Origin of the sequence: Kitasatospora cheerisanensis KCTC 2395, assembly GCF_000696185.1 — a bacterium.
Classification (GTDB): Bacteria; Actinomycetota; Actinomycetes; order Streptomycetales; family Streptomycetaceae; genus Kitasatospora; species Kitasatospora cheerisanensis.
The window spans coordinates 1296087-1315758 of the sequence record NZ_KK853997.1; the positions used below are offsets into that span (position 1 = coordinate 1296087).

General features: G+C 75.7%; 19 protein-coding genes. 15 read left to right on the forward strand and 4 right to left on the reverse strand.

Annotated features, from left to right (window positions below):
* Positions 1-107: 107 nt before the first annotated feature.
* The 10 genes from KCH_RS44065 (at position 108) to KCH_RS05780 (ending at position 10812) form a co-directional block, all read left to right on the forward strand.
* Positions 108-440: an iron-containing redox enzyme family protein gene (locus KCH_RS44065; RefSeq protein WP_244305186.1), complete on the forward strand. Its 333-nt coding sequence runs from the start codon at positions 108-110 to the stop codon at positions 438-440.
* Positions 437-649 carry an aroma-sacti cluster domain-containing protein gene (locus tag KCH_RS05750; RefSeq protein ID WP_035859716.1) on the forward strand — a complete coding sequence of 71 codons (213 nt, stop codon included), beginning with the start codon at positions 437-439 and terminating at the stop codon, positions 647-649. The genes KCH_RS44065 and KCH_RS05750 overlap by 4 nt, the downstream gene beginning before the upstream one ends.
* The gene (locus KCH_RS05755) at positions 636-3701 is read left to right on the forward strand and encodes an adenylate/guanylate cyclase domain-containing protein (protein WP_051652784.1); all 3066 of its coding nucleotides are present in this window, start codon (positions 636-638) and stop codon (positions 3699-3701) included. The genes KCH_RS05750 and KCH_RS05755 overlap by 14 nt, the downstream gene beginning before the upstream one ends.
* A complete protein-coding gene (locus KCH_RS05760; RefSeq protein WP_035859717.1) occupies positions 3701-4555 on the forward strand; it encodes a S8 family peptidase in 855 nt (284 codons plus the stop codon). Before KCH_RS05755 ends, KCH_RS05760 begins: the two co-directional genes overlap by 1 nt.
* Positions 4556-4595: 40 nt before the next feature.
* Complete coding sequence (locus tag KCH_RS05765; RefSeq protein WP_035870874.1) at positions 4596-5174, forward strand: GAF domain-containing protein; 579 nt, start codon at positions 4596-4598, stop codon at positions 5172-5174.
* 113 nt (positions 5175-5287) lie between these two features.
* A complete protein-coding gene (locus KCH_RS40985) occupies positions 5288-5449 on the forward strand; it encodes a hypothetical protein (RefSeq protein ID WP_157031910.1) in 162 nt (53 codons plus the stop codon).
* Positions 5450-5549: 100 nt separating this feature from the next.
* Positions 5550-5702 carry a hypothetical protein gene (locus tag KCH_RS40990; protein WP_157031911.1) on the forward strand — a complete coding sequence of 51 codons (153 nt, stop codon included), beginning with the start codon at positions 5550-5552 and terminating at the stop codon, positions 5700-5702.
* A 106-nt stretch (positions 5703-5808) separates the two neighbouring features.
* A complete protein-coding gene (gene lanKC / locus KCH_RS05770; protein WP_035859719.1) occupies positions 5809-8385 on the forward strand; it encodes a class III lanthionine synthetase LanKC in 2577 nt (858 codons plus the stop codon).
* A gap of 4 nt (positions 8386-8389) precedes the next feature.
* On the forward strand, positions 8390-9796 hold the full coding sequence (locus tag KCH_RS05775) for an MFS transporter (protein ID WP_051652785.1): 1407 nt from the start codon (positions 8390-8392) through the stop codon (positions 9794-9796).
* Positions 9718-10812: a helix-turn-helix transcriptional regulator gene (locus KCH_RS05780; RefSeq protein ID WP_063750123.1), complete on the forward strand. Its 1095-nt coding sequence runs from the start codon at positions 9718-9720 to the stop codon at positions 10810-10812. Before KCH_RS05775 ends, KCH_RS05780 begins: the two co-directional genes overlap by 79 nt.
* 21 nt (positions 10813-10833) lie before the next feature.
* Here the strand turns inward: KCH_RS05780 and KCH_RS05785 are convergent, their stop codons facing one another.
* Complete coding sequence (locus tag KCH_RS05785; protein WP_244305188.1) at positions 10834-11508, reverse strand: TetR/AcrR family transcriptional regulator; 675 nt, start codon at positions 11506-11508, stop codon at positions 10834-10836.
* Between the two features lie 108 nt (positions 11509-11616).
* On the opposite strand from KCH_RS05785, the gene KCH_RS05790 reads away from it, so the two are divergent.
* The 3 genes from KCH_RS05790 (at position 11617) to KCH_RS05800 (ending at position 14839) form a co-directional block, all read left to right on the forward strand.
* Positions 11617-12612 carry an aldo/keto reductase gene (locus tag KCH_RS05790; RefSeq protein ID WP_035859723.1) on the forward strand — a complete coding sequence of 332 codons (996 nt, stop codon included), beginning with the start codon at positions 11617-11619 and terminating at the stop codon, positions 12610-12612.
* Between the two features lie 85 nt (positions 12613-12697).
* Complete coding sequence (locus KCH_RS05795; RefSeq protein WP_035870880.1) at positions 12698-13249, forward strand: GNAT family N-acetyltransferase; 552 nt, start codon at positions 12698-12700, stop codon at positions 13247-13249.
* Between the two features lie 186 nt (positions 13250-13435).
* The gene (locus tag KCH_RS05800; protein ID WP_035859725.1) at positions 13436-14839 is read left to right on the forward strand and encodes a uracil-xanthine permease family protein; all 1404 of its coding nucleotides are present in this window, start codon (positions 13436-13438) and stop codon (positions 14837-14839) included.
* Between the two features lie 31 nt (positions 14840-14870).
* Here the strand turns inward: KCH_RS05800 and KCH_RS05805 are convergent, their stop codons facing one another.
* Positions 14871-15521: a response regulator gene (locus tag KCH_RS05805; protein ID WP_035859728.1), complete on the reverse strand. Its 651-nt coding sequence runs from the start codon at positions 15519-15521 to the stop codon at positions 14871-14873.
* Complete coding sequence (locus KCH_RS05810) at positions 15518-16648, reverse strand: sensor histidine kinase (RefSeq protein ID WP_244305190.1); 1131 nt, start codon at positions 16646-16648, stop codon at positions 15518-15520. The genes KCH_RS05805 and KCH_RS05810 overlap by 4 nt, the downstream gene beginning before the upstream one ends.
* A gap of 132 nt (positions 16649-16780) precedes the next feature.
* On the opposite strand from KCH_RS05810, the gene KCH_RS05815 reads away from it, so the two are divergent.
* A complete protein-coding gene (locus KCH_RS05815) occupies positions 16781-17446 on the forward strand; it encodes a class I SAM-dependent methyltransferase (RefSeq protein ID WP_035859733.1) in 666 nt (221 codons plus the stop codon).
* Here KCH_RS05815 and KCH_RS05820 read toward each other — a convergent pair.
* Positions 17443-18552, reverse strand: a complete 1110-nt coding sequence (locus tag KCH_RS05820) for an LLM class flavin-dependent oxidoreductase (RefSeq protein ID WP_035859737.1) — start codon at positions 18550-18552, stop codon at positions 17443-17445. The genes KCH_RS05815 and KCH_RS05820 overlap by 4 nt on opposite strands.
* Before the next feature lie 372 nt (positions 18553-18924).
* Between KCH_RS05820 and KCH_RS05825 the strand changes: the two genes are divergently transcribed.
* Entirely contained in the window at positions 18925-19635 is a 711-nt protein-coding gene (locus KCH_RS05825; RefSeq protein ID WP_035859741.1) for a lytic polysaccharide monooxygenase, read from the forward strand.
* Positions 19636-19672 lie beyond the last annotated feature (37 nt).

The following is a 19672-nucleotide window of genomic DNA, read 5'->3' on the forward strand; positions in this document are numbered from 1 at the left end:
GCCGGCCACGCACAGGAGGAACGCGGTCACGATGCCTGGCTGTTGGAGGACCTGGTCGCGGCGGGCGGCCGGCCGGGCGGGCGCGGCCGCTGCCGCCGCCGCTGGTCGTGGAGCTGGCGGGCGCGCAGTACTACCGGATCGAGCACCGGCATCCGGTCGCGCTGCTCGGCTACCTCGCCGTGCTGGAGGGCCACGCCCCGTCGCCCGCCCTGGCCGGGGTGCTGGCTACCCGCACGGGGCTGCCGCCGGCCGCGTTCCGCACCGTCCGCGAGCACGCCGACCTGGACGCCGGGCACGTCGCCGAACTCGAACGCCAGCTCGACCGGCTCCCGTTGACGGCCGCTCAGCAGACCGAGGTGGCCGTCAGCGCCCTGCACACCGCGGGCATCCTCGCCCGGCTCTTCCACCAGCTCGCCGCGGACCCCGGAGGACAGCGATGACCGACCGCACCATCGGCCCCGACCCGGCCCTGGCCGCCCTGACGGCGGCCGGGTTCGACCTGAGCGGCCTCACCGAGGAGCAGCACGCCGTGCTCCGCTCGCTCACCGACCAGGAGTTGAGCCTGCTGGCCGACCTGAAGGCGCGGCTGGAGGAGGCCGGGCCCGAGGTCCAGGGACACGCGGAGGTGGCGGGCGGTGCTCTCTTCTGACGGCTTCGGCCCCGGGCCCGACGAGCGCTGCCCGGGCTGCCGGCGTCCACTGCCCGGCGACGCCCGGTTCTGCGCGTCCTGCGGCACGCCGCGCGCCGACCCGCGGGGCGCCGACGCCGCCGGCCGCAAGATCGTCACCGTGCTCTTCTGCGACCTGGTCGGCTCCACCGCGCTGTCCGGGACGCTCGACCCGGAGGCGCTGCGCGGCGTGACGCTGCGGTACTTCGACGCGATGCGGGCGGCGATCGAGCAGCACGGCGGCACGGTGGAGAAGTTCATCGGGGACGCCGTGATGGCGGTGTTCGGCGTGCCGTCCGTCCGCGAGGACGACGCCCGGCGGGCGCTGGCGGCGGCGCTCGGCATGCTGGCGGCACTGCGCGCCCTGAACGAGGAGCTGGACGCCGAGCTGGGCATCCGGCTGGCCGTCCGGATCGGCGTCAACACCGGCCGGGTGGTGACGGGTTCGGACGCCTCGGCGCGGCAGGCGCTGGTCTCCGGCGAGGTGGTGAACGTCGCCGCCCGGCTGGAGCAGAACGCGGGCGCCGGCGAGGTGCTGATCGGCCCGGACACCCTGCGGGCCGCCGGCCCGGGGGTGCGGACGGCCGAGGTCGGCCCGCTGCACCTCAAGGGCAAGGCCCGGGCGGTGACCGCGCACCGGCTGCTCGGCCTGGACGGCGGCGACGCCGGCGGCGGGCCCCGCGCCGACCTGCCGTTCGTCGGCCGGGACGCCGAACTGGCCGTGCTGGACGCCGAGTTCGGGCTGGTCACCGGGCACCGCTCGGCGCGGCTGCTGGTGCTGGGCGGCGAACCCGGCCAGGGCAAGACCCGGTTGCTCCGGCACTGGCTCGAACGGCCGGGCCCGGAACGGGCGGTGGGCGTCGGCCGGTGCCGGCCGCCCGGCGAGCGGGCGGGCCTGCAACCGCTGGCCGACGCCGTCGCGGCAGTGCTCGCCGCCTCCCCCGGGCGCCCGCACCCGCCCGGCCTGGACGTGCTGGGCCAGGGCCTGCTCGCCGACGGCACGCCCACCCCGTCCCTGGCGGACACCTGCGCGGCCCTGGTCGAGTTGCTCGGCGCGCTGGCCGCCGCCACGCCGCTGGTGCTGGTGATCGACGACGCGCACCGGGCGGCGGCGCTGCTGCTCGACCTGCTGGAGCGGGTGGTGGCCGCGCTCGCCGGCGCCCCCGTGCTGGTCGCCGTCCTCGGCCGGCCCGAACTGCTGGACGCCCGCCCGGCCGGCGCGCACCGGGTGCTGACCCTCGGCGGGCTGCCCGACCCGGAGGCGCTGCGGCTCGTCGCGGCGCTCGGCGGCTCCCCGCCCGCCCACCTGCTGGAGCGGGCCGGCGGCAACCCGCTGCACCTGGAGCAGCTGCTCGCCGCCCCGGCCGGCGCGGGCGGCGACGGGGTGCCGCTGACCCTGCAGACGCTGATCGGGGCCCGGCTGGACGCCCTCGACCCGGCCGAGCGGCGGGCCGTCGACCTGGCCTGCGTGCTGGGCCGGGAGTTCGCGGCGGAGGAGCTGGCCGCGCTCGACACCGGCGGGCCGGACCTGTCGGCGGCGCTGCGCCGGCTGGGCCGCCACCGGCTGGTGGTGCCGGACGGCGCGGCGTTCCGCTTCGCCAGCGGCGTCGTCCAGGAGGTGGCGTACGAGTGCCTGTCCAAGCAGGGCCGCGCCGAACGGCACGAGCGGGCGGCCGGGCTGCGCTCGGTCCGCTCCGGCGGCCCGGCGGCCGTCGGCGGGCACCTGGAGCGCGCCCACCGGTACCGGGCCGAGCTGGGCCTGCACGGCGAACGCACCGAGGGCCTGCGGGTGGCCGCCGCCGGCTCGCTCGCCGAGGCCGGCGCCCGGGCCGCCGCCCGCACCGACCTCGGCTGGGCCGTCGACCTGCTGACCCGGGCCACCGGCCTGCTGCGCCCCGGCGAGGACGGCCGGCTCCCGGCCGCCCGCCGGCTCGGCGAGGCGCTGCTCGGCCTGGGCCGGATCGAGCCCGGCCGGGCGCTGCTCGCCGAGGTCGGCGCGAGCGCCGACGACCCGGTGGAGGCCGCGCACGCCCGGCTCAGCCTGGCCGCCGTCGGCCAGCAGCAGGCGCCCGCCCCGGTGGCCCGGCAGACCCTGCCGGTGTTCGAGCAGGCCGGCGACGAGCTGGGCCAGGCCCGGGCCTGCCTGCGGCTCGCCCAGCAGGAGCAGACCGACGGCCGGCACGCCGCCGCGACCCGGCTGCTGGGCCGCGCGGTGCGGCACGCCGAGCGGGCCGGCGGCGAGCAGGAACGCGCCTCGGCGCTGGGCGCGATCGGCGTGTCGCTGTGGCGCGGCCCCGTCCCGGCGCCGGCCGCGGTGGGTCGCTGCCGGGAACTGCTGGCCGCGCAGGGCCCGGGCCGGCGGGCGGTGGCGGTGACGCTGAACTGCCCGCTGGCGGTGCTGCTGGCGCTGGCCGACGACGAGCCCGGCGCGGCGGCCTGCCTGGCGGAGGCCGGGCACCACGCGGAACGCCTGGGCTACGCGGAGGCGGCGGCGTTCCTGCCGCTGTTCGGCGCGACCGTGGCGGCGCTCGGCGGTCGCGCCCGGGAGGCGCTGGAGCTGCTGGGCGCGGCGTCCGCCGCCGCCCGGGAGCTGGGCGGCGGCGCCCTGCTCAGCGGCGCGCTGCTGGACACCGCCCGGCTGCACCTGGACCTCGGCGAGCCGCGCGCGGCCCGGTCCGCGCTGGCCGCCCTGGAGCAGGAGCGGGCCCGCACCGGCGGGCGGCTGTCGTTCGCGGCGCTGGCGGAACGCGACGGCCTGCGGGCCCGGCTCGCGGCCGCCGACGGCGACCGGGACGGCGCGCTGGAGCTGGCCCGCGGCGCGGTCGCCGAGGCCGGGCGGACGGACTCGCCGATCCTTCAGGGCCTGGCCGCCGCCGACCTGGCCCGCACCGCCGCGCTGCTCGGCCTGGACCGGGAGCGCTCGCTGGCCGCGGCCGCGGCCGGCGGCCGATTCGCGGCCAAGGGGCACGGTCCGGGCGTGCGGCTCGCCGGCGCCCTGGCCGGCCACCACTCCCGCAGAGAGGCAGTCTCCTGATGACGACCGTGCCCGACGCCGCGCCCCCGCGCGGCCTGACCTGGCGCCTGAGCGGCAGGACTCCCGAGGACGTCCGGCTGGAGGCGGACGCGCTGCCCGCCCGGCCCGCGCCGGGCACGCTCGTCGGGGGTTCCGGCCGGGGGGTGCGGGTCTGCGTCGTCGACTCGGGGGTGGAGCTCGCGCACCCGCTGGTCGGCGGCGTGGCGAGCGCGTGGGCGGTGCGCAAGGACGAGGCCGGGAGCATCCGGGTCGAGCCGCTGGACGACGCCGACCCGGGCGACACCTGCGGCCACGGCACGGCCTGCGCGGGCATCGTCCGGCGGGCCGCGCCGGACTGCGAGATCCACAGCGTCCGGGTGCTCGGCGAGCGCTTCTCCGGCACCGGCGACGTGCTGCTGGCGGGCCTGCGGTGGGCGATCCGGCAGGGCTTCGACGTGATCAACCTGAGCCTGTCGACCACCCGCGCCCGGTTCTTCGAGGACCTGCACGTGCTCGCCGACGAGGCGTACTTCGGGCGCAGCGTGATCGTCGCGTCCGCGCACAACACGCCGGTGGAGAGCTTCCCCTGGCGGTTCTCCTCGGTGGTGTCGGTGGGCAGCCACCCGGAGGACGACCCCGATCTGCACCTGTACAACCCGGAGCCGCCGGTGGAGTTCTTCGGCCCCGGCGTGAACGTGGAGGTGGCCTGGCTCGGCGGCACCACCGTGCGCACCAGCGGCAACAGCTTCGCGACGCCGTTCGTCGCGGGCCTGTGCGCGCGGATCCTGTCCGAGCGGCCGCGGCTGACGCCGTTCCAGCTGAAGCACGCCCTGTACCTGTCCGCAGCCAACGTCCATGTCGGCGGCGCCCGGTGAGCGCCGGCCCGCGCGTCGTGAGAAAGGGACCGTGGTCGAGATGACCCAGTCAACCGCCCCCGCTGTGCCATCGACCGATCCGGTGGTGGCGGAGCTCCTGCAGTCGGTGGTCGATGTGGCCCGCGCCATCTTCGGCGCGCAGGCCGGCTCGATCCTGCTGCTCGACCACCAGTCCTTCGAACTGGTCTTCCAGGCGGTGTCCGGCCAGGGGCAGGAGTTCCTGATCGGCCGCCGCTTCCCCGCCGGCCAGGGCATCGCGGGCTGGGTGGCCGGCTCGGGCGAGCCGATGATCGTCGACGACCTGCGGCGCAGCGCGTCCTTCGACCGGACGGTCGCCGAGTCCACCGGCTACGTCCCGGACGCGCTGATGGCCGCCCCGCTCATCCACGGCGGCCGGATCCTCGGCGTCCTGGAGGTCCTCGACCCGGCCCCCGGCCCGCTCCGCACCGGTCTCCTCCCCGAACTCGAACTCCTCGCCCTGTTCGCCCGCCAGGCCGCGGTCGCCCTGCGGGTCGCCCTGGACGGCTCCACCACCGTCCTCGGCACCGACGAACGCGACCGCGCGGTCCGCCTGCTGACGGAGGTCCAGCGCCTGATCGGCGACCGCGGCGACTGGTGAACCACCGGGCTGTACCGGCCCTGAACCGGGCTCGTACCGGGCCTGAAGCGACGCCAACTAGCTTTCTTTCAACGGCAGTTGAGCCGCACACCCGAAGAGAGCAGGAGACCGCCATGAGCGCCGACCAGACCCCCGAGGACAAGGCCGCCGAGACCGAGGCCGTCCTCTCCCTTCAGGAGGCACCCACCGCGCAGACCGAGGACGAGGTCCAGGCCCACATCAGCACCGCCAGCCTCGAGCAGTGCAGCAACCAGGGCACCAAGACCCGGATCTGACCTGCCGGACACGGGCCCGCGCCGGACACGGGGCGGGCCCGATCGGTTTTTCGCCCCGGCGACGCGCCGGGGCCCGTCCGACCACAGACAGGAGACCGCCGTGAGCAACACCCCCGAGGACAGCGCGACCGAGACCGAGGCCGTCCTCTCCCTCCAGGAGACGCCCACCGCGCAGAGCGAGGACGAGGTCCAGGCCCACATCAGCACCAGCAGCGTCCACATCTGCAGCCCCGTCGGGGACAAGACCGAGTAGGACCGCACGGAGCACGCCCGCACCGGCCCGCCCGGTGCGGGCCGCACCGCCTCCCCACCCGCCGGCCCAGGACGGGTGTGCCGCCACCACCCGACAGGAGACGCCCATGGCCGACGCGCTGGCGGAATTCGCCGTAGCCGACCCGGAGTACTACGCGCCGCTGGACAGCGCCGCCCCGGAAGGGGTCGTCCTCGCGCCCGGCCGGCCCGCCGCCGGGTGGCTCGGGAACCCGGGCGGAGTGTGGACCATGTGGCACCGGCCGGGGATGCCCGCCCTCCCCGAGGACGGCTGGAAGGTGCACGTCTCGGCGCGGCTGCCGCGGCTCGGGGCGGTCCTGGACACCGTGGCGGAGATCTGCTTCGCCCAGGACGTGGCGTTCAAGCACCTCTCCACCGACCGGATCTACTGGTGGACGCACCGCAAGCACGCCTCGCGGCCGCAGAGCGGGAAGTTCATCGCCGCCTACCCGGTCGACGCCGGGGCCGCCCGCCGGCTGATGGAGGCGCTGCGCGAGGCGCTGGACGGAGAACAGGGGCCGCTGATCCTCTCCGACCGCCGCTACCGGGGCAGCGCGACGGTCCACTACCGGTACGGGGCGTTCCGCGGGGACGACCTGCTGGAGGCCGACGGCACCCGCACCCCGCTGACCCGGGACGGCAGCGGCGCGGCGGTGCCGGACCGGCGCGGCGTGTCGTTCCGGCTGCCGGAGGGCATCACCGATCCGTTCTCCGACGGTGCGCCCGGCCCGGCCGCGCGCACCGAAGGCCCGGTCGTCGTGCGCGGGTTCGCGATCACGACCGCGATCGTGCACTCCAGCGGCGGCAGCACCTATGAGGGCGAGGAGGTCGCCACCGGCCGCCGGGTCTTCCTCAAGGAGGCCCGCCCCCACCACGGGCTCGGCAGCGGCGACACCGACTCGGTGGCCCGGCTGCACCGCGAGTGGCGGACCCTGACCGCCCTGCACGCCCTCGCACCGGGCCTCGCCCCCGAACCGATCGCCCGGTTCCGGGCCGGCGGCCACGAGTTCATGGTGACCGAGTTCATCGAGGGCAAGCCGCTGAACCACCTCCCGCCGACCTCCCACCCGCTGCTGAAGGCCGGGACCGGGCCGGCCGAGTACGCGGCCTACTACGCCCGCTGCGAGCGCGTCGTGACGGCGCTCGAGGACGCCCTGGACCGGCTGCACGGCCTCGGCTGGACGTTCATGGACGTCAGCCCGACGAACGTGATCGTCACCCCCGGCGACGGCATCCGGCTGATCGACTTCGAGACCGCCCACGGCCCGGGTGACGCCCCGGTCCACATGGGGACGCCCGGCTTCTACCCGCCGCAGGAGGTCGTCGACCGCGACGGGCCCTCCGCGTACGACGACTACGGGCTCAGCAGCCTGGTCCAGTCGCTGCTCGGATCGGTCCTCCACACCGTCGGCCACACGCCCGACGCGCTGACCCACTTCCACCGCGACCTGACCGAGCGGGCCCCCGTCCCCGACGCCCTGTGGAAGCGCAGCACCCGCTACCACCCGCCGAGCGAGGCGCCGGTGCTGCCGTCGCCCGAGGAGGTCGCCGCCGATCCGCTGCGCCACCTCGCCGACCTGCGGCAGGCCGTCGCCGCCGGGGTGCTGGCCGCGGCCGACGCCGCGCACCCGCTGCGGACCTTCCCGACCGTCCCGCTCGGACACTCCACCAACACGCTGTGCGTGGCCCACGGCGCGGCCGGCGTGCTGCACGCGCTGAACCGCTGCGGCGTCCCCGCGCCCGAGGGCGCGCTGGAGCGGCTGCGCCGCGACGCCCTCGCCAGCGCCGGGGAGCTCGCTCCCGGCCTGCACGTCGGCCTGGCCGGGATCGCCTGGGTGCTGGCCGAGCACGGTCTGCCGGAGGAGGCCCGCAGCCTGCTGGACACCGCCGACCGGCACCCGCTGGCGCAGCGGAGCGCCACCCTGTTCGGCGGCGCCGCCGGCCTCGCCATGGGCCACCTCGCGCTGTACCGCCGCACCGGCGACCCGCACCACGCCGACCGGGCGCACGCGCTGCTGACCGCCCAGCCGGCCGGGGACGAGCTGGTGCCCCGGCTGGGCCGCGACGACGCCACCGGCCTGCTGCACGGGCGGGCCGGACTGGCCCTGGCGTACCAGCAGTTCGCCGAGGTCACCGGGGACCGCTCGCTGCTCGGGCGGGGCGTGGCACTGCTGCACGCCGAGCTCGACCGGGCCACCGACCCGGACGCGGCCGGCCTGCTCTTCCCGGTCTCCACCGAGGACAGGCGCGCCATGCCGTACCTGTACTGCGGATCGGCCGGCCTGGTCCACGTCGCGACGCGCTACCTGCGCACCGTCGCCGACGAGCGCCTGAGCGCCGTGATGCCGCGCCTGCTCGCCCCGCTGCACGGGACGTACACGGTGCTGCCCGCCCTGTTCGCGGGCACCGCCGGGTACGCGTTCACGCTCGCCGAGCACGGCCTGCTCACCGGGGACGGCACCTCCCGCACGGCGGCCGTCCGGGCCGCCCGCGCGCTGTACAAGCACGCCGTCCCGCACGAAGGCACCGTGCGCTTCCTCGGCATGGGCCTGCTGCGGTTCAGCACCGAACTGTGGAGCGGCGCGGCCGGCGTCCTGCTCGCGCTCGACCAGGTCCTCGCGCCCCGCGCCGACCTGCTGTTCACCCTCGACGCACCGGTGGAGTGAGCCCGTGGCCCGCGATCTGACGCTCTACTGGTGGGGGCAGACCGCCTCCACCGTCGGCTCCCTGTTCACCGCGGTCGCCCTGCCCGTGGTGGCGGTCGTCCACCTCGACGCGACGCCCGGGCAGATCTCGCTGATCGGTGCGGCGGCCACCCTGCCCGCCCTGCTGTTCGGCCTGCCGGCCGGCGTGCTGGCCGACCGGATCAGCCGGCCCCGGCGCACCCTGGTGCTGCTCGACACGGTCTCCGCGCTGGCCATCGCCGCGGTGGCCGCCGCGGTGGCGGGCGACGTGGTGTCGATCCCGTGGCTGATCGCCCTCGCCCTGGTCACCGGCTCGGTGTCGGTGGTCACCGAGGTCGTGTACTTCCTGCACCTCAACCAGCTCGCCGAGGCCGGCGAGCTCACCAGGGCCCGGGCCAGGTTGCAGGCCGGCCAGTTCGGCGCGGGCCTGGTCGGCCGCCTGGCGGCCGGCCCGGCGATCGTCGCCTTCGGCACCGCGACCGCGCTGGCGGTCGACGCCGCCAGCTACCTGCTCAGCGCCACCGCCCTGCTGGTGATGACGCCGGTCGCACCGCTCGACCGGACGCCGCGGACCGGGCCGTCGGCCTTCGTCCGGGACGCGCTGGCCGGCGCCCGGATCCTGTTCGACACGCCGTTCTACCGGGCCCTGATGCTGCTGCTGGCCGTCCCGGTCTTCACCAGCGCGGGCACCGGCGCGCTCGGCGGCATCTACCTGCTGCACACCCTGCGCGTCCCGACCGGCGTGTTCGGCCTGGTCGGCATGGTGGCCGGCCTGCTCGGGCTACTGGGTTCGACGCTGGCCGGGCGGGTCCTCGCCCCGCCCCGCGACGCCCGGCGGGTCGTCGTGCTCTGCTACGCGGCGAGTTCGCTGGGCGCGCTGCTGTACCCCGCCGCCGGCGGCCCGCTCCCGCTCGCGCTGGTTCTGGCCGGTCTGGGCCTCGGTGTCCCCGCGCTGTTCGGCGCCGTCGCCAATGTGGCGCTCAGCCCGGTGCTGGTCGACGGGACCAGCGAGGAGGCGCTCGGCCGCGTCATGGCGACCCTGCACGTCTACGCCGGCGCGCTCGGCCTGGTCGGCGCGCTCACCGGCGGCCTGCTCGGCGACCGGTTCGGCATCCGCCCCGCGATCTGGATGCTGGCCGGCGTCTCCGCGGCCGTCATGCTGCTGACCGCGCCGCTGGCCCTGCGCACGATCCGCCACGCACCGCCGCGCCCGGAGCCGGGCCCGGCCCCGCCGAGGAGGCCACCGCCGCCGCGCCGTGAGCACCCGGGCACACACCGTCGCCACAACCCGAACACAAGTGCTAGCGTCCGCGCATGGGATTACGCGGAACGCACCGCGCCGCCGCACGCGCCGCGATCGAAGGACTGCGGGAACTCTCCGCCCAGCGCCTGACCACCAGTCAGCTCTTCCGACGCGCCGACGAACTCCTGCGCCCTGTCCTGGAGTTCGACGCAGTCTGCTGGCACACCACGGACCCGGCCACCGGGCTGGTGAACTCGGTGCAGAGCGACGACCTCAACCTCGGCCAGTTCCAGGACGCCGTGCACCTGGAGGTGTGGGCGGACGACCTCGCCACCTTCCCGAAGATCCGCCGCAGCGGGGTGCACGCCGAGACCCTCAGCCGGGCCAGCCGGGGCGCGCCGCAGCACAGCATCCGGTTCCGCGAGCAGATCTCCCGGTACGGCTTCGGCGACGAGCTGCGTGCCGTGTTCGACGCGGCGGGCGGCATGTGGGGGTGCGCCGCCTTCATGCGGGCCACCGACCGCGGGCCGTTCCCGGCGCGGCAGCGCGAACTCGCCGACACCGCGGCCCGGTTGCTCGGCCAGCTGCTCCGGGCCAGCCACCTGCCGCCGGAGGAGCCGGCCCGCACCGACCCGACGCCCGCGGTCTTCCTGCTCGACCGGCACAACCGTCCGCGCGCCCTGTCCGGCCCGGCGGAGGAGCTGCTCGCCCGGCTCGCCGACCCCTCCCCCACCTCGCTGCGCGTGCCCACGGCGATCGCGATGGCCGCCGAGCACGCCCGCCGCGCGGCGCACGGCCTGCCGACCCCGCACGTCCCGGTGCGGATCCGCACTCACGACGGGCACTGGTACCTGCTGCACGCCGCGACGCTGCGCGAGACGGCCGGCGGCGGCGCAGCGGACGAGGTCACCGTGGTCGCCACCCCGGCGTCCCCGGCGCACGTGATCCCGCTGCACCTCGCCGCGTACGGGCTGACGGCCCGTGAGCAGGAGGTCGCACTGCTGCTGATCCGGGGCGCCGACACCCGGGAGGTCGCGCAGCAGTTGGCGATGACGCCGTACACGGTGCAGGACCACCTGAAGGCGGTGTTCACCAAGACCGGGGTGACCCGCCGTCAGGAGCTCACCGCCCGCATCATGCTGGCGCTCAACCCGCCGCCGGACTGACGTTCTCGTCCATCAGGCGGTTCAGCCACTCGCGGAGCAGGGCGGTCTCGGCGGCGGTGAACCCGGCGGGCTCGCCGGGCAGGGCGGCGTCCAGGGCGATGGCGAGGGCGGCGGGGGTGTGCACCTCGGGGCGGGGGCACCGGTGATCGCCGCGAGGACGGTCTCCCGGGTGCGGGTGGACAGCGCGAGGTCGCGGGCGGCGGGCGGTTCGGCGATCAGCGTCAGGGTGACGCCGAGGGCGGTGGCCCGGATCATCTGCGCGGCCATCGGCACCGGCACCAGCAGCCGGCCGTCCCGGGCGGCGCGCTCCAGCATCGCGGTGAGCACCCGGCCCGCGCGCTCGGCGGCCTCGACGGCCGTGCCGGGGCGGTCGGCGCTGTGCATCAGGACGTAGAAGGACGGGTGGGTGAGCCCGAACTCGACGTGCAGGTCCCAGCCGCGGCGCAGGTCCTCGACCGGGTCGGGGCCGGGCGCGCGGGAGGACTTCTCCGCGAGGTAGCGCTCGAAGCCGTAGCCGACCACGGCGTCGATCAGGCCCTGCTTGTCGCCGAACAGCCGGTACAGGGTCGGCGCCTGCACGCCCGCGGCCGCGCCGACGGCGCGGGTCGACATGGCCTCGCTCCCGCCCCGGGCGAGGAGTTCGGCGGCGGCGGCGAGGATGCGCTCGCGCGGGTCGGTGGGGCTCTCTGCGCTCATGCGGAGCAACGTTACCGGATTCTTGTTAGCACCGGATTATCAGTGCTACTGTTCTATCAATAGCGCCGCTAACAGCGCGGCGCCACCGCCACCCGGACGGGGAACCCCATGGACACGCGCACCCTCGGCACCGACGGACCCGTCGTCTCCGCCCTCGGCCTCGGCCTGATGGGCATGTCGGACGCCTACGGCACGGCCGACGACACCGAGTCGATCGCCACCGTCCACGCCGCCCTCGACGCCGGCGTCACCCTGCTCGACACCGGCGACTTCTACGGCATGGGCCACAACGAACTGCTGCTGCGCGAGGCCCTGCGCGGCCGCGACCGCGACAGCGCCGTGATCAGCGTCAAGTTCGGCGCCCAGCGCGACGCGTTCGGCAACTGGCTCGGCTACGACGCCCGCCCCGCCGCGGTCAAGGCCTCGCTCGCGTACTCGCTGCGCCGCCTCGGCACCGACCACATCGACGTCTACCGCCCGGCCCGCCTCGACCCGGCCGTCCCGATCGAGGAGACCGTCGGCGCGATCGCCGAGATGGTGCAGGCCGGCCTGGTCCGCCACATCGGCCTGTCCGAGGTCGGCGCGGAGACCCTGCGCCGCGCCCACGCCGTCCACCCGATCGCCGACCTGCAGATCGAGTACTCGCTGCTCTCCCGCGGCATCGAGGCCGAAATCCTGCCCACCGCGCGGGAGTTGGGCATCGGCATCACCGCCTACGGGGTGCTCTCCCGCGGCCTGCTCTCCGGCCACTGGAGCAGGCAGCGCGAGCTAGGCGCCCGCGACTTCCGCGGCTTCAGCCCGCGCTTCCAGGGCGAGAACCTCGACCACAACCTGGCCCTGGTCGAGGCGCTGCGCGCCGTCGCCGACGCCCGCGGCGCCACCGTCGCCCAGGTCGCCGTCGCCTGGGTCGCCGCCCGGGGGAAGGACGTCGTCCCGCTGGTCGGCGCCCGCCGCCGCGACCGCCTCGCCGAGGCCCTCGCCGCCGACACCCTCTCCCTCACCGCCGCCGACCTCGCCGCCGTCGAGGCGGCCGTCCCCGCCGGCTCCGCCGCCGGCACCCGCTACGCCGCCGCCTTCATGGACCAGCTCGACAGCGAACGCTGACCCCCGGCCGGCCGGGCCGCATGCCCGCCATAGCAGTGGAGGGAACTCGGTTGATCAACTGCCGCCCCTCCGATAGCAATTGCCCGTGATTCACGGTGAAACGATCGGGCTGCGCGCCCGGCACGAGGACGACATCCCGGTCCTGCACTCCGAGCTGTACGAGGACGTGGCCACCCGGTCGCGCGCCGACTCCCGCCCCTGGCAGCCCATTTCGGCGGCCTCGGGCCACTCGCCCTTCGTGGTGGCCGGGCCCACGGACGAGGCGGCCTGCTTCTCCGTCGTCGAACTGGCCTCGGGGGACCTGGCCGGCGAGGCCCTGCTCTGGGGCATCGACACCCACAACCGGACGGCGCACCTCGGCCTCGCGCTGCGCCCCGCCTTCCGCGGCCGCGGGCTCGCCGCCGACGTCCTGCACGCCCTGTGCGCGTACGGGTTCACCGTCCGCGGCTTCCAGCGCCTGCAACTGGAGACCCTCACGGACAACGCCCCGATGCTCGCCGCGGCCGCCCGCGCCGGGTTCACCCGGGAGGGCACCCTGCGGCGCTCCGCCTGGGCCTGCGGCAGCTGGGCGGACGGCGCCGTCCTCGGCCTGCTCGCGGAGGAGTGGAAGCCCCGGGAGGCGACGGCCCGGCCGTGACGGAGCGGCCTCGCGAGCGACCCGGGACGCTCCCCTGCGGAGCGCCCCGGTCGCGCTGGGTGACTCGGCCGGTCGGGTGATCCCCCGAGGTCAGGGCGGTGCGGGCGGTAGGAGATCATGGCGCGACCGGTTGCATGGTCGCCCACCAGGGTTTCGCACGGCAGAGCACAGAGACGAGGCAGGGACATGAAGGTCGCGTTCGGGTGGAAGCTGCACGGGGACGGTCGCTCCCCGCAGCCCGGGGCGGTGGTGAAGCCGGACGAGCGGCTGTCGTGGGGGCGGACGATCGGGCTGGGCGCACAGCATGTCGTGGCGATGTTCGGAGCCACCTTCGTGGCGCCGGTGCTGATGGGGCTGGACCCGAACCTCGCGGTGATGGTCTCCGGTGTCGCCACGATCTTCTTCCTGCTGGCGACCAGCGGCCGGATCCCCTCGTACCTGGGGTCGAGCCTGTCCTTCGTCGGCGTCGCGGCCGTGATCAAGGCGCAGGGCGGGGACGCGGCGACGCTGACCGGTTCGCTGCTGGTGGTCGGCGCGGTGCTGGCGGCCTGCGGCGCGGTCGTGCAGGGCTTCGGCGCGAAGGTGATCCACACGGTGCTGCCGCCGATCGTCACCGGCGCGGTCGTCATGCTGATCGGCTTCAACCTGGCGCCGGTCGCGGCCGGCACCTACTGGCCGCAGGACCAGTGGACGGCGCTGCTGACGATGTTCTTCACGGCGCTGGCCCTGGTGGTGCTGCGCGGCTTCTGGTCGCGGATCGCGATCTTCCTGGGCCTGGTCTTCGGCTACCTGGTGTCCTTCCTGCTCGACCGGATCTTCGGCCGGATCAACTCCCCGGTGGGCGGCGGCGCGGCCGTCGACCACTGGCGCCTGGACCTGTCGGGCGTCGGCAAGGCCGACTGGATCGGCCTGCCCTCGCTGCACGCCCCGAGCTTCTCGCTGTCGGCGATCCTGGTGGCGCTGCCGGTCGTGGTCGCGCTGATCGCCGAGAACGCCGGCCACGTGAAGGCCGTCTCCGAGATGACCGGTGACCCGCTGGACGACAAGATGGGCACCGCGATCATGGCGGACGGCGCGGCCACCGTGCTCTCCACCGCGGTCGGCGGCCCGGCGACCACCACCTACGCGGAGAACATCGGCGTGATGGCCGCGACCCGCGTCTACTCGACGGCGGCGTACTGGTGCGCGGCCGGCTTCGCGATCCTGTTCGGCCTGTGCCCGAAGTTCGGCGCGGTGATCGCGGCGATCCCGGGCGGCGTGCTCGGCGGCATCACCGTGGTGCTGTACGGCATGATCGGCCTGCTCGGCGCGCAGATCTGGATCCACAACAAGGTGGACCTGACGAACCCGCTGAACCTGGTCCCGGTCGCGGCGGGCGTCATCGTCGGCATCGGCAACGTCAACCTGAAGATCACCGACAACTTCGAGCTCGGCGGCATCGCCCTGGGCACCCTGATCGTCCTGATCGGCTACCACGGCCTGCGCGCGATGGCCCCGGCGCACCTCAAGCACCCGAGCCCCGCCAACGGCAACGGCCCGCTGCTCGACGAGGGCACCAGCGCCTACGACGACAGCAGGCCGGAGAGCTGAGCCGACGCCCCGCGCCCGGCCTGACGGGCCGTCAGCCGGCGAGTCCCGCGTCGCGGGCCAGCAGGGCGGCCTGGACGCGGTTGGTGACGGCGAGGGCCGTGAGGATCCGGCTGACGTGCGCCTTGACGGTGCTCTCCCGCATCGTGAGGCGCTCGGCGATGTCGGCGTTGGCCCGGCCCTCGGCGAGCAGCGCGAGCACCTCGCGCTCGCGCGGGGTGAGCCGCTCCAGGCGGGCCCGGGCCGCGCTCGCGGCGGGCCCGCCGCTCGCGTGGTAGCGGTCGATGACCCGGCGCGCGGCGGCGGGGTGGAGCATCGCGGAGCCCGCCGCGACCAGGTGGACGGCGCGCAGGATCTCGGCCGGGTCGGTGTCCTTGAGCAGGAAGCCGTCCGCGCCGGCGGCGAGCGCGTCGTAGACGTACCGGTCGAGGTCGAAGGTGGTCAGCGTGATCACCTTCGGCGCGTCCGGCAGCGCCCGCAGCCGGGCGGTGGCGGTGATGCCGTCCATCACGGGCATCCGGACGTCGACCAGGGCGACGTCGACCCGGAAAGCGCTTGCCCGTTCGATCGCCTGGAGCCCGTCGGCCGCCTGCGCGACCACCTCGATGCCGGGGTCGCCGCCCAGCAGGTCGGCCAGGCCGAGGCGGACCAGCGCGTCGTCGTCGACGATCAGGGTGCGGATCATGCGGGACCGTCCTTCGGGGCGGGGTGCGGGAGTCGGGCGGAGAGCCGCCAGGAGCCGGTGCCGGCCGGGCCCGCGTCGAGGTGGCCGCCGAGGGCGGTGACGCGTTCGCGCAGGCCGACCAGTCCGTAGCCGGAGTCGACGGCGGCGGGCCCGGCGGCGCCGGCCGGGTTGGCGACGTGGACCAGGGTGGTGGGCGGCCGGTAGTCGACCCGGACCTCGACGGGCGCGCCCGCGGCGTGCTTGCGGGCGTTGGTCAGCGCCTCCTGGACGATCCGGTACGCGGCCAGCCGGTGCGTGGTGGGGGCGTCGGGGGCGCGGCCGGTGACGGTCAGTTCGACCTGCTGGCCGGCCTCGCGGGCGTCCTCGACCAGCGCCCGGAGGTCCCGGACGGCGGGTGCTCCGGCGGGTGCGGCCCCCGGGTCGTGGAGTGCGCCGAGCACCTCGCGCAGGTCGGTGAGCGCCTCCACGGAGGCGGTGCGCAGCAGGGCGAGCCGGTCGGCGACGGGGCCGGGCAGCCCGCCGCCGCGGGTGGCGAGGACGCCGGCGTGCAGGGCGATCAGGCTGAGCCGGTGGGCGAGGACGTCGTGCATCTCGGCGGCGATCCGGGTCCGTTCGGCGGCGCGCGCCGCGTCCTCGCGCAGCCGGGCCTCCACCCGGAGCTGTTCGACCTGTCCGGCGAGGGTGTGCACCAGGCGGCGCCGGTTGCCCTGCCACAGGCCGACCACCAGCCCGAACAGCAGCACCGTCAGGGTGGACACCCAGCGCTGCCCGACCCAGACCGAGGCGGCCCGCACCCCGGCAAGGTTGCCCGCCAGCGCGAGTGCCGCGCAGAGCACGGCCGTCCGGGTGCGGCGGGCCACGGCCAGGTCGAAGAGGACCACGGCCAGCAGCAGGTCGAGCAGCCAGCCCCAGCAGGCGGTGGCCGCGGAGACCAGCAAGGGGGCGGCGGACAGCCGCAGTTGAGGAACCGTCAGGACCGCTGCGCACAGCGCGGCCGCGACGGTGACCGCCCACTGCCCGCCCGGGTCGTCGAGCCGGGCGCTGTTGTGGTGGATCGTCACCACCAGGAAGGCCAGGAACGCCGCCCGCCCGACGGTCGCCCACGCCGGGCTCCTCCACCATGTCACGCCGTCCATGCTAGGCAGCGTTCCCGGCCCGCCGGAGCGACGAACGGCCTTGTCCACCACCGACTTTCGTAGCGGCGGAGGAGCGCCGGACGGCGGTTCGAAGCCGCGCGCCCGGTTCCTAGCGTCGAGGGCATGAGCGAGCAGACCACTCCCCCGCCGCGGCTCCGGGCCGACGGCTGGGCGTTCCTCCGCGAAGCCGTCCGCGACCTGCGCACCACGGGTGCGGTCGCCCCCAGCGGACGGGCCCTGGCGCAGGCCCTGGCCGCGCCCGTCTGGGCCCGCGCCCCGCATCCGATCGACGTGCTGGAGGCCGGCGCGGGCACCGGCGCCGTCACCCGCGTCCTGCTGCGCCAACTGCCGCGCGGCGCCCGGCTGGACGTGGTGGAGGCCAATCCTCGGTTCGCGGCCCGGCTGCGCGAGCTGGTGGCCGGGCACCCGGCGAGCCGGGTGACGGTGCATCAGGCGTACGTGGAGGAGCTGGCCACCGAGCGGCGGTACGACGTGATCGTGTCCGGGCTGCCGCTGACCAACTTCACGCCCGCGCAGGTGGACCGGATCATCGCCCGCTACCTCGAACTGCTGCACCCGGGCGGCACCTTGACCTGGTTCGCCTACCTGGGCACCCGGCGGGCCCGGGCGCTGGTCGCCACCCGGGCCGAGGTCCACCGGCACGCCATGGTCGAACGCGCGCTGGCCGCCCGCCTGCGCGGCCGCACCACCGAGTGCCGGACGGTGCTGGCGAACCTGCCGCCGGCCCGGGTCTGGCAGCTGCACACCGAGGGGCCGGAACCCACCTAGCCGGCGGCGGCCAGCAGGGCCCGCACCCGGGGCACGACCTCCTCGCCGACCCGGTAGGCCTCCTCCAGGTGCGGGTAGCCGGAGAGCACGAACTCCTCGATGCCCAGGGCGTGGTACTCGGCGAGGCGGGCGGCGACCTCCTCGTGCGAGCCGACCAGGGCGGTACCGGCGCCCTCCCGGACCAGGCCGATGCCGGCCCACAGGTTCGGGGCGACCACCAGGTCCGCGGCGGTGCCGTTGCCGTGCAGGGCGGCCATCCGGGCCTGGCCGGTGGAGTCCATGGCGGCGAACCTGGCCTGGCTGGCCCGCACCGCCGCCGGGTCGATGCCGGCCAGGATCCGGTCGGCCTCGGCCCAGGCCTGCTCGGCGGTGTCCCGGCTGATCACGTGCAGCCGCAGCCCGTACCACAGGGTGCGGCCGTGCGCGGCGGCCAGGGTGCGCAGCCGTCCGACACGTTCGGCGATCGCCGCCGGCGGTTCGCCCCACAGGAGTTGGACGTCGGCGCGGCGGGCGGCGACCTGCTCGGCGGCGGGCGAGGCGCCGCCGAAGTACAGCGGGACGGGGTGCTCGACGGCCGGGTCGACCAGCCGGGCGTCCTCCAGGCGCAGGTGGGCGCCGTCGTGGTCGACCCGCTTGCCGTCGAGCAACTCGCGGAGCACGCCCATCAGTTCGTCGGTGCGGGCGTAGCGGTCGTCGTGCGCGAGGTGGTCGCCGTAGGCGCGCTGCTCGGCGGGGTCGCCGCCGGTGACGACGTTCAACCGGAGCCGGCCGCCGGCGAACCGCCGGAACGCGTCGGCCTGTTGGGCGATCAGGGTGGGGCTGGCCAGGCCGGCCCGGAAGGCGATCAGGAAGCCGATCCGGCTGGTGTGCCGGGTGAGCGCCGCGCCGAGGATCCACGGGTCGACGCAGCCGAGTCCGACCGGCGCCAACAGCGAGACGAATCCGGCCTGTTCGGCGGCCGCGGCGACCTGGGCGAGGTAGCCGACGTCGGCGGGCCGCCGGGTGGCGGCGCCGGTGCGGGCCTGCACGGCGGTGACGCCGCCGGGGTCGCGGCCGTCCCCTCCGGTGGGCAGGAACCAGTGGAACACGGGGGCGTGGCGGGACACGGGCTCGATCCTCTTCTGCGAAACGAGACTTGGCACGGCCGTGGGGCGGCCAAGGGGACGCCGCCGCGGACGGTCGCGCGGCAGGCGGGGGGAAAGGGGGTTGGTCGCTCAGGAGCGGCGACAGGCAGCGGAACACACCCGGAGGAGGTCGATGTGACCCCGGGTGGTCAGGAAGAGTCGCTGCGGCACGCCCGGAAGCTACCACGTTCGGCCGCTCGCCGCGCACCCGTCCTGCGCGCCCCCTTGACCGTGACCGGTACACCGCTATCGTCTCCCTCGGCATCCGGTCTAGACCTATGGCCGCCTCCCCGAGCCGCCCCATCGGCCGTCGGGAGGATCGCCCTGACCCCACATCAGGAAAGGCACACGGAAATGAAGGCAAACAGAAAGGTGACCGCCGCGATCGGCGCGCTGGTCGCCCCGCTGCTCGGGCTGACCCTCTCGGCCGGCACCGCCAGCGCCCACGGCTGGGTCACCGACCCGGCCAGCCGCCAGGCGCAGTGCGCCAACGGCGTCGTGGTGTGCGGGCAGATCAAGTACGAGCCGCAGAGCGTCGAGGGCCCGAAGGGCCTGTTCAGCTGCAGCGGCGGCCACTCCGAGTACGCCGAGCTGGACGACGACTCCAAGGCCTGGCAGGTCGCCAACGTGACCTCCACCCAGACCTTCAGCTGGCACCTGACGGCGCGTCACGCCACCGCCAGCTGGCAGTACTTCATCGGCAGCCAGCTGATCGCCCAGTTCTCCGGCAACAACGCCCAGCCCCCGGCGGACGTCAGCCACCAGGTGAACTTCGGCAGCTACACCGGCCGCCAGAAGGTCCTCGCGGTGTGGAACGTCTCCGACACCAACAACGCCTTCTACTCCTGCATCGACGTCAACATCGGCGGTACCGGCGGCGGCAACAACGGCGGCGGCAACGGCACCTGCACGGCCGCGGCCTGGGATCCGGCCCGGGTCTACAACGGCGGCGAGAGCGTCTCCTACGGCGGCCACAACTGGCGCGCCAAGTGGTGGACCCAGGGCGAGCAGCCCGGCTCCACCGGCCAGTGGGGCGTCTGGGAGGACCTCGGGGCCTGCAAGTAGCCCCGGGCAGCACCCCGGACACGCCCGTAGCGGCGGG

Excerpts from the sequence above, each read along its gene's own strand:
- KCH_RS05785 (WP_244305188.1), bottom strand. The coding sequence starts at position 11,508 with ATGAGCGCAGAGAGCCCCACCGACCCGCGCGAGCGCATCCTCGCCGCC.
- KCH_RS05760 (WP_035859717.1), top strand. The coding sequence starts at position 3,701 with ATGACGACCGTGCCCGACGCCGCGCCCCCGCGCGGCCTGACCTGGCGC.
- lanKC (WP_035859719.1), top strand. The coding sequence starts at position 5,809 with ATGGCCGACGCGCTGGCGGAATTCGCCGTAGCCGACCCGGAGTACTAC.
- KCH_RS05780 (WP_063750123.1), top strand. The coding sequence starts at position 9,718 with ATGGGATTACGCGGAACGCACCGCGCCGCCGCACGCGCCGCGATCGAA.
- KCH_RS05815 (WP_035859733.1), top strand. The coding sequence starts at position 16,781 with ATGAGCGAGCAGACCACTCCCCCGCCGCGGCTCCGGGCCGACGGCTGG.
- KCH_RS05800 (WP_035859725.1), top strand. The coding sequence starts at position 13,436 with ATGAAGGTCGCGTTCGGGTGGAAGCTGCACGGGGACGGTCGCTCCCCG.
- KCH_RS05750 (WP_035859716.1), top strand. The coding sequence starts at position 437 with ATGACCGACCGCACCATCGGCCCCGACCCGGCCCTGGCCGCCCTGACG.
- KCH_RS40985 (WP_157031910.1), top strand. The coding sequence starts at position 5,288 with ATGAGCGCCGACCAGACCCCCGAGGACAAGGCCGCCGAGACCGAGGCC.
- KCH_RS05765 (WP_035870874.1), top strand. The coding sequence starts at position 4,596 with ATGACCCAGTCAACCGCCCCCGCTGTGCCATCGACCGATCCGGTGGTG.
- KCH_RS05805 (WP_035859728.1), bottom strand. The coding sequence starts at position 15,521 with ATGATCCGCACCCTGATCGTCGACGACGACGCGCTGGTCCGCCTCGGC.
- KCH_RS05825 (WP_035859741.1), top strand. The coding sequence starts at position 18,925 with ATGAAGGCAAACAGAAAGGTGACCGCCGCGATCGGCGCGCTGGTCGCC.
- KCH_RS05790 (WP_035859723.1), top strand. The coding sequence starts at position 11,617 with ATGGACACGCGCACCCTCGGCACCGACGGACCCGTCGTCTCCGCCCTC.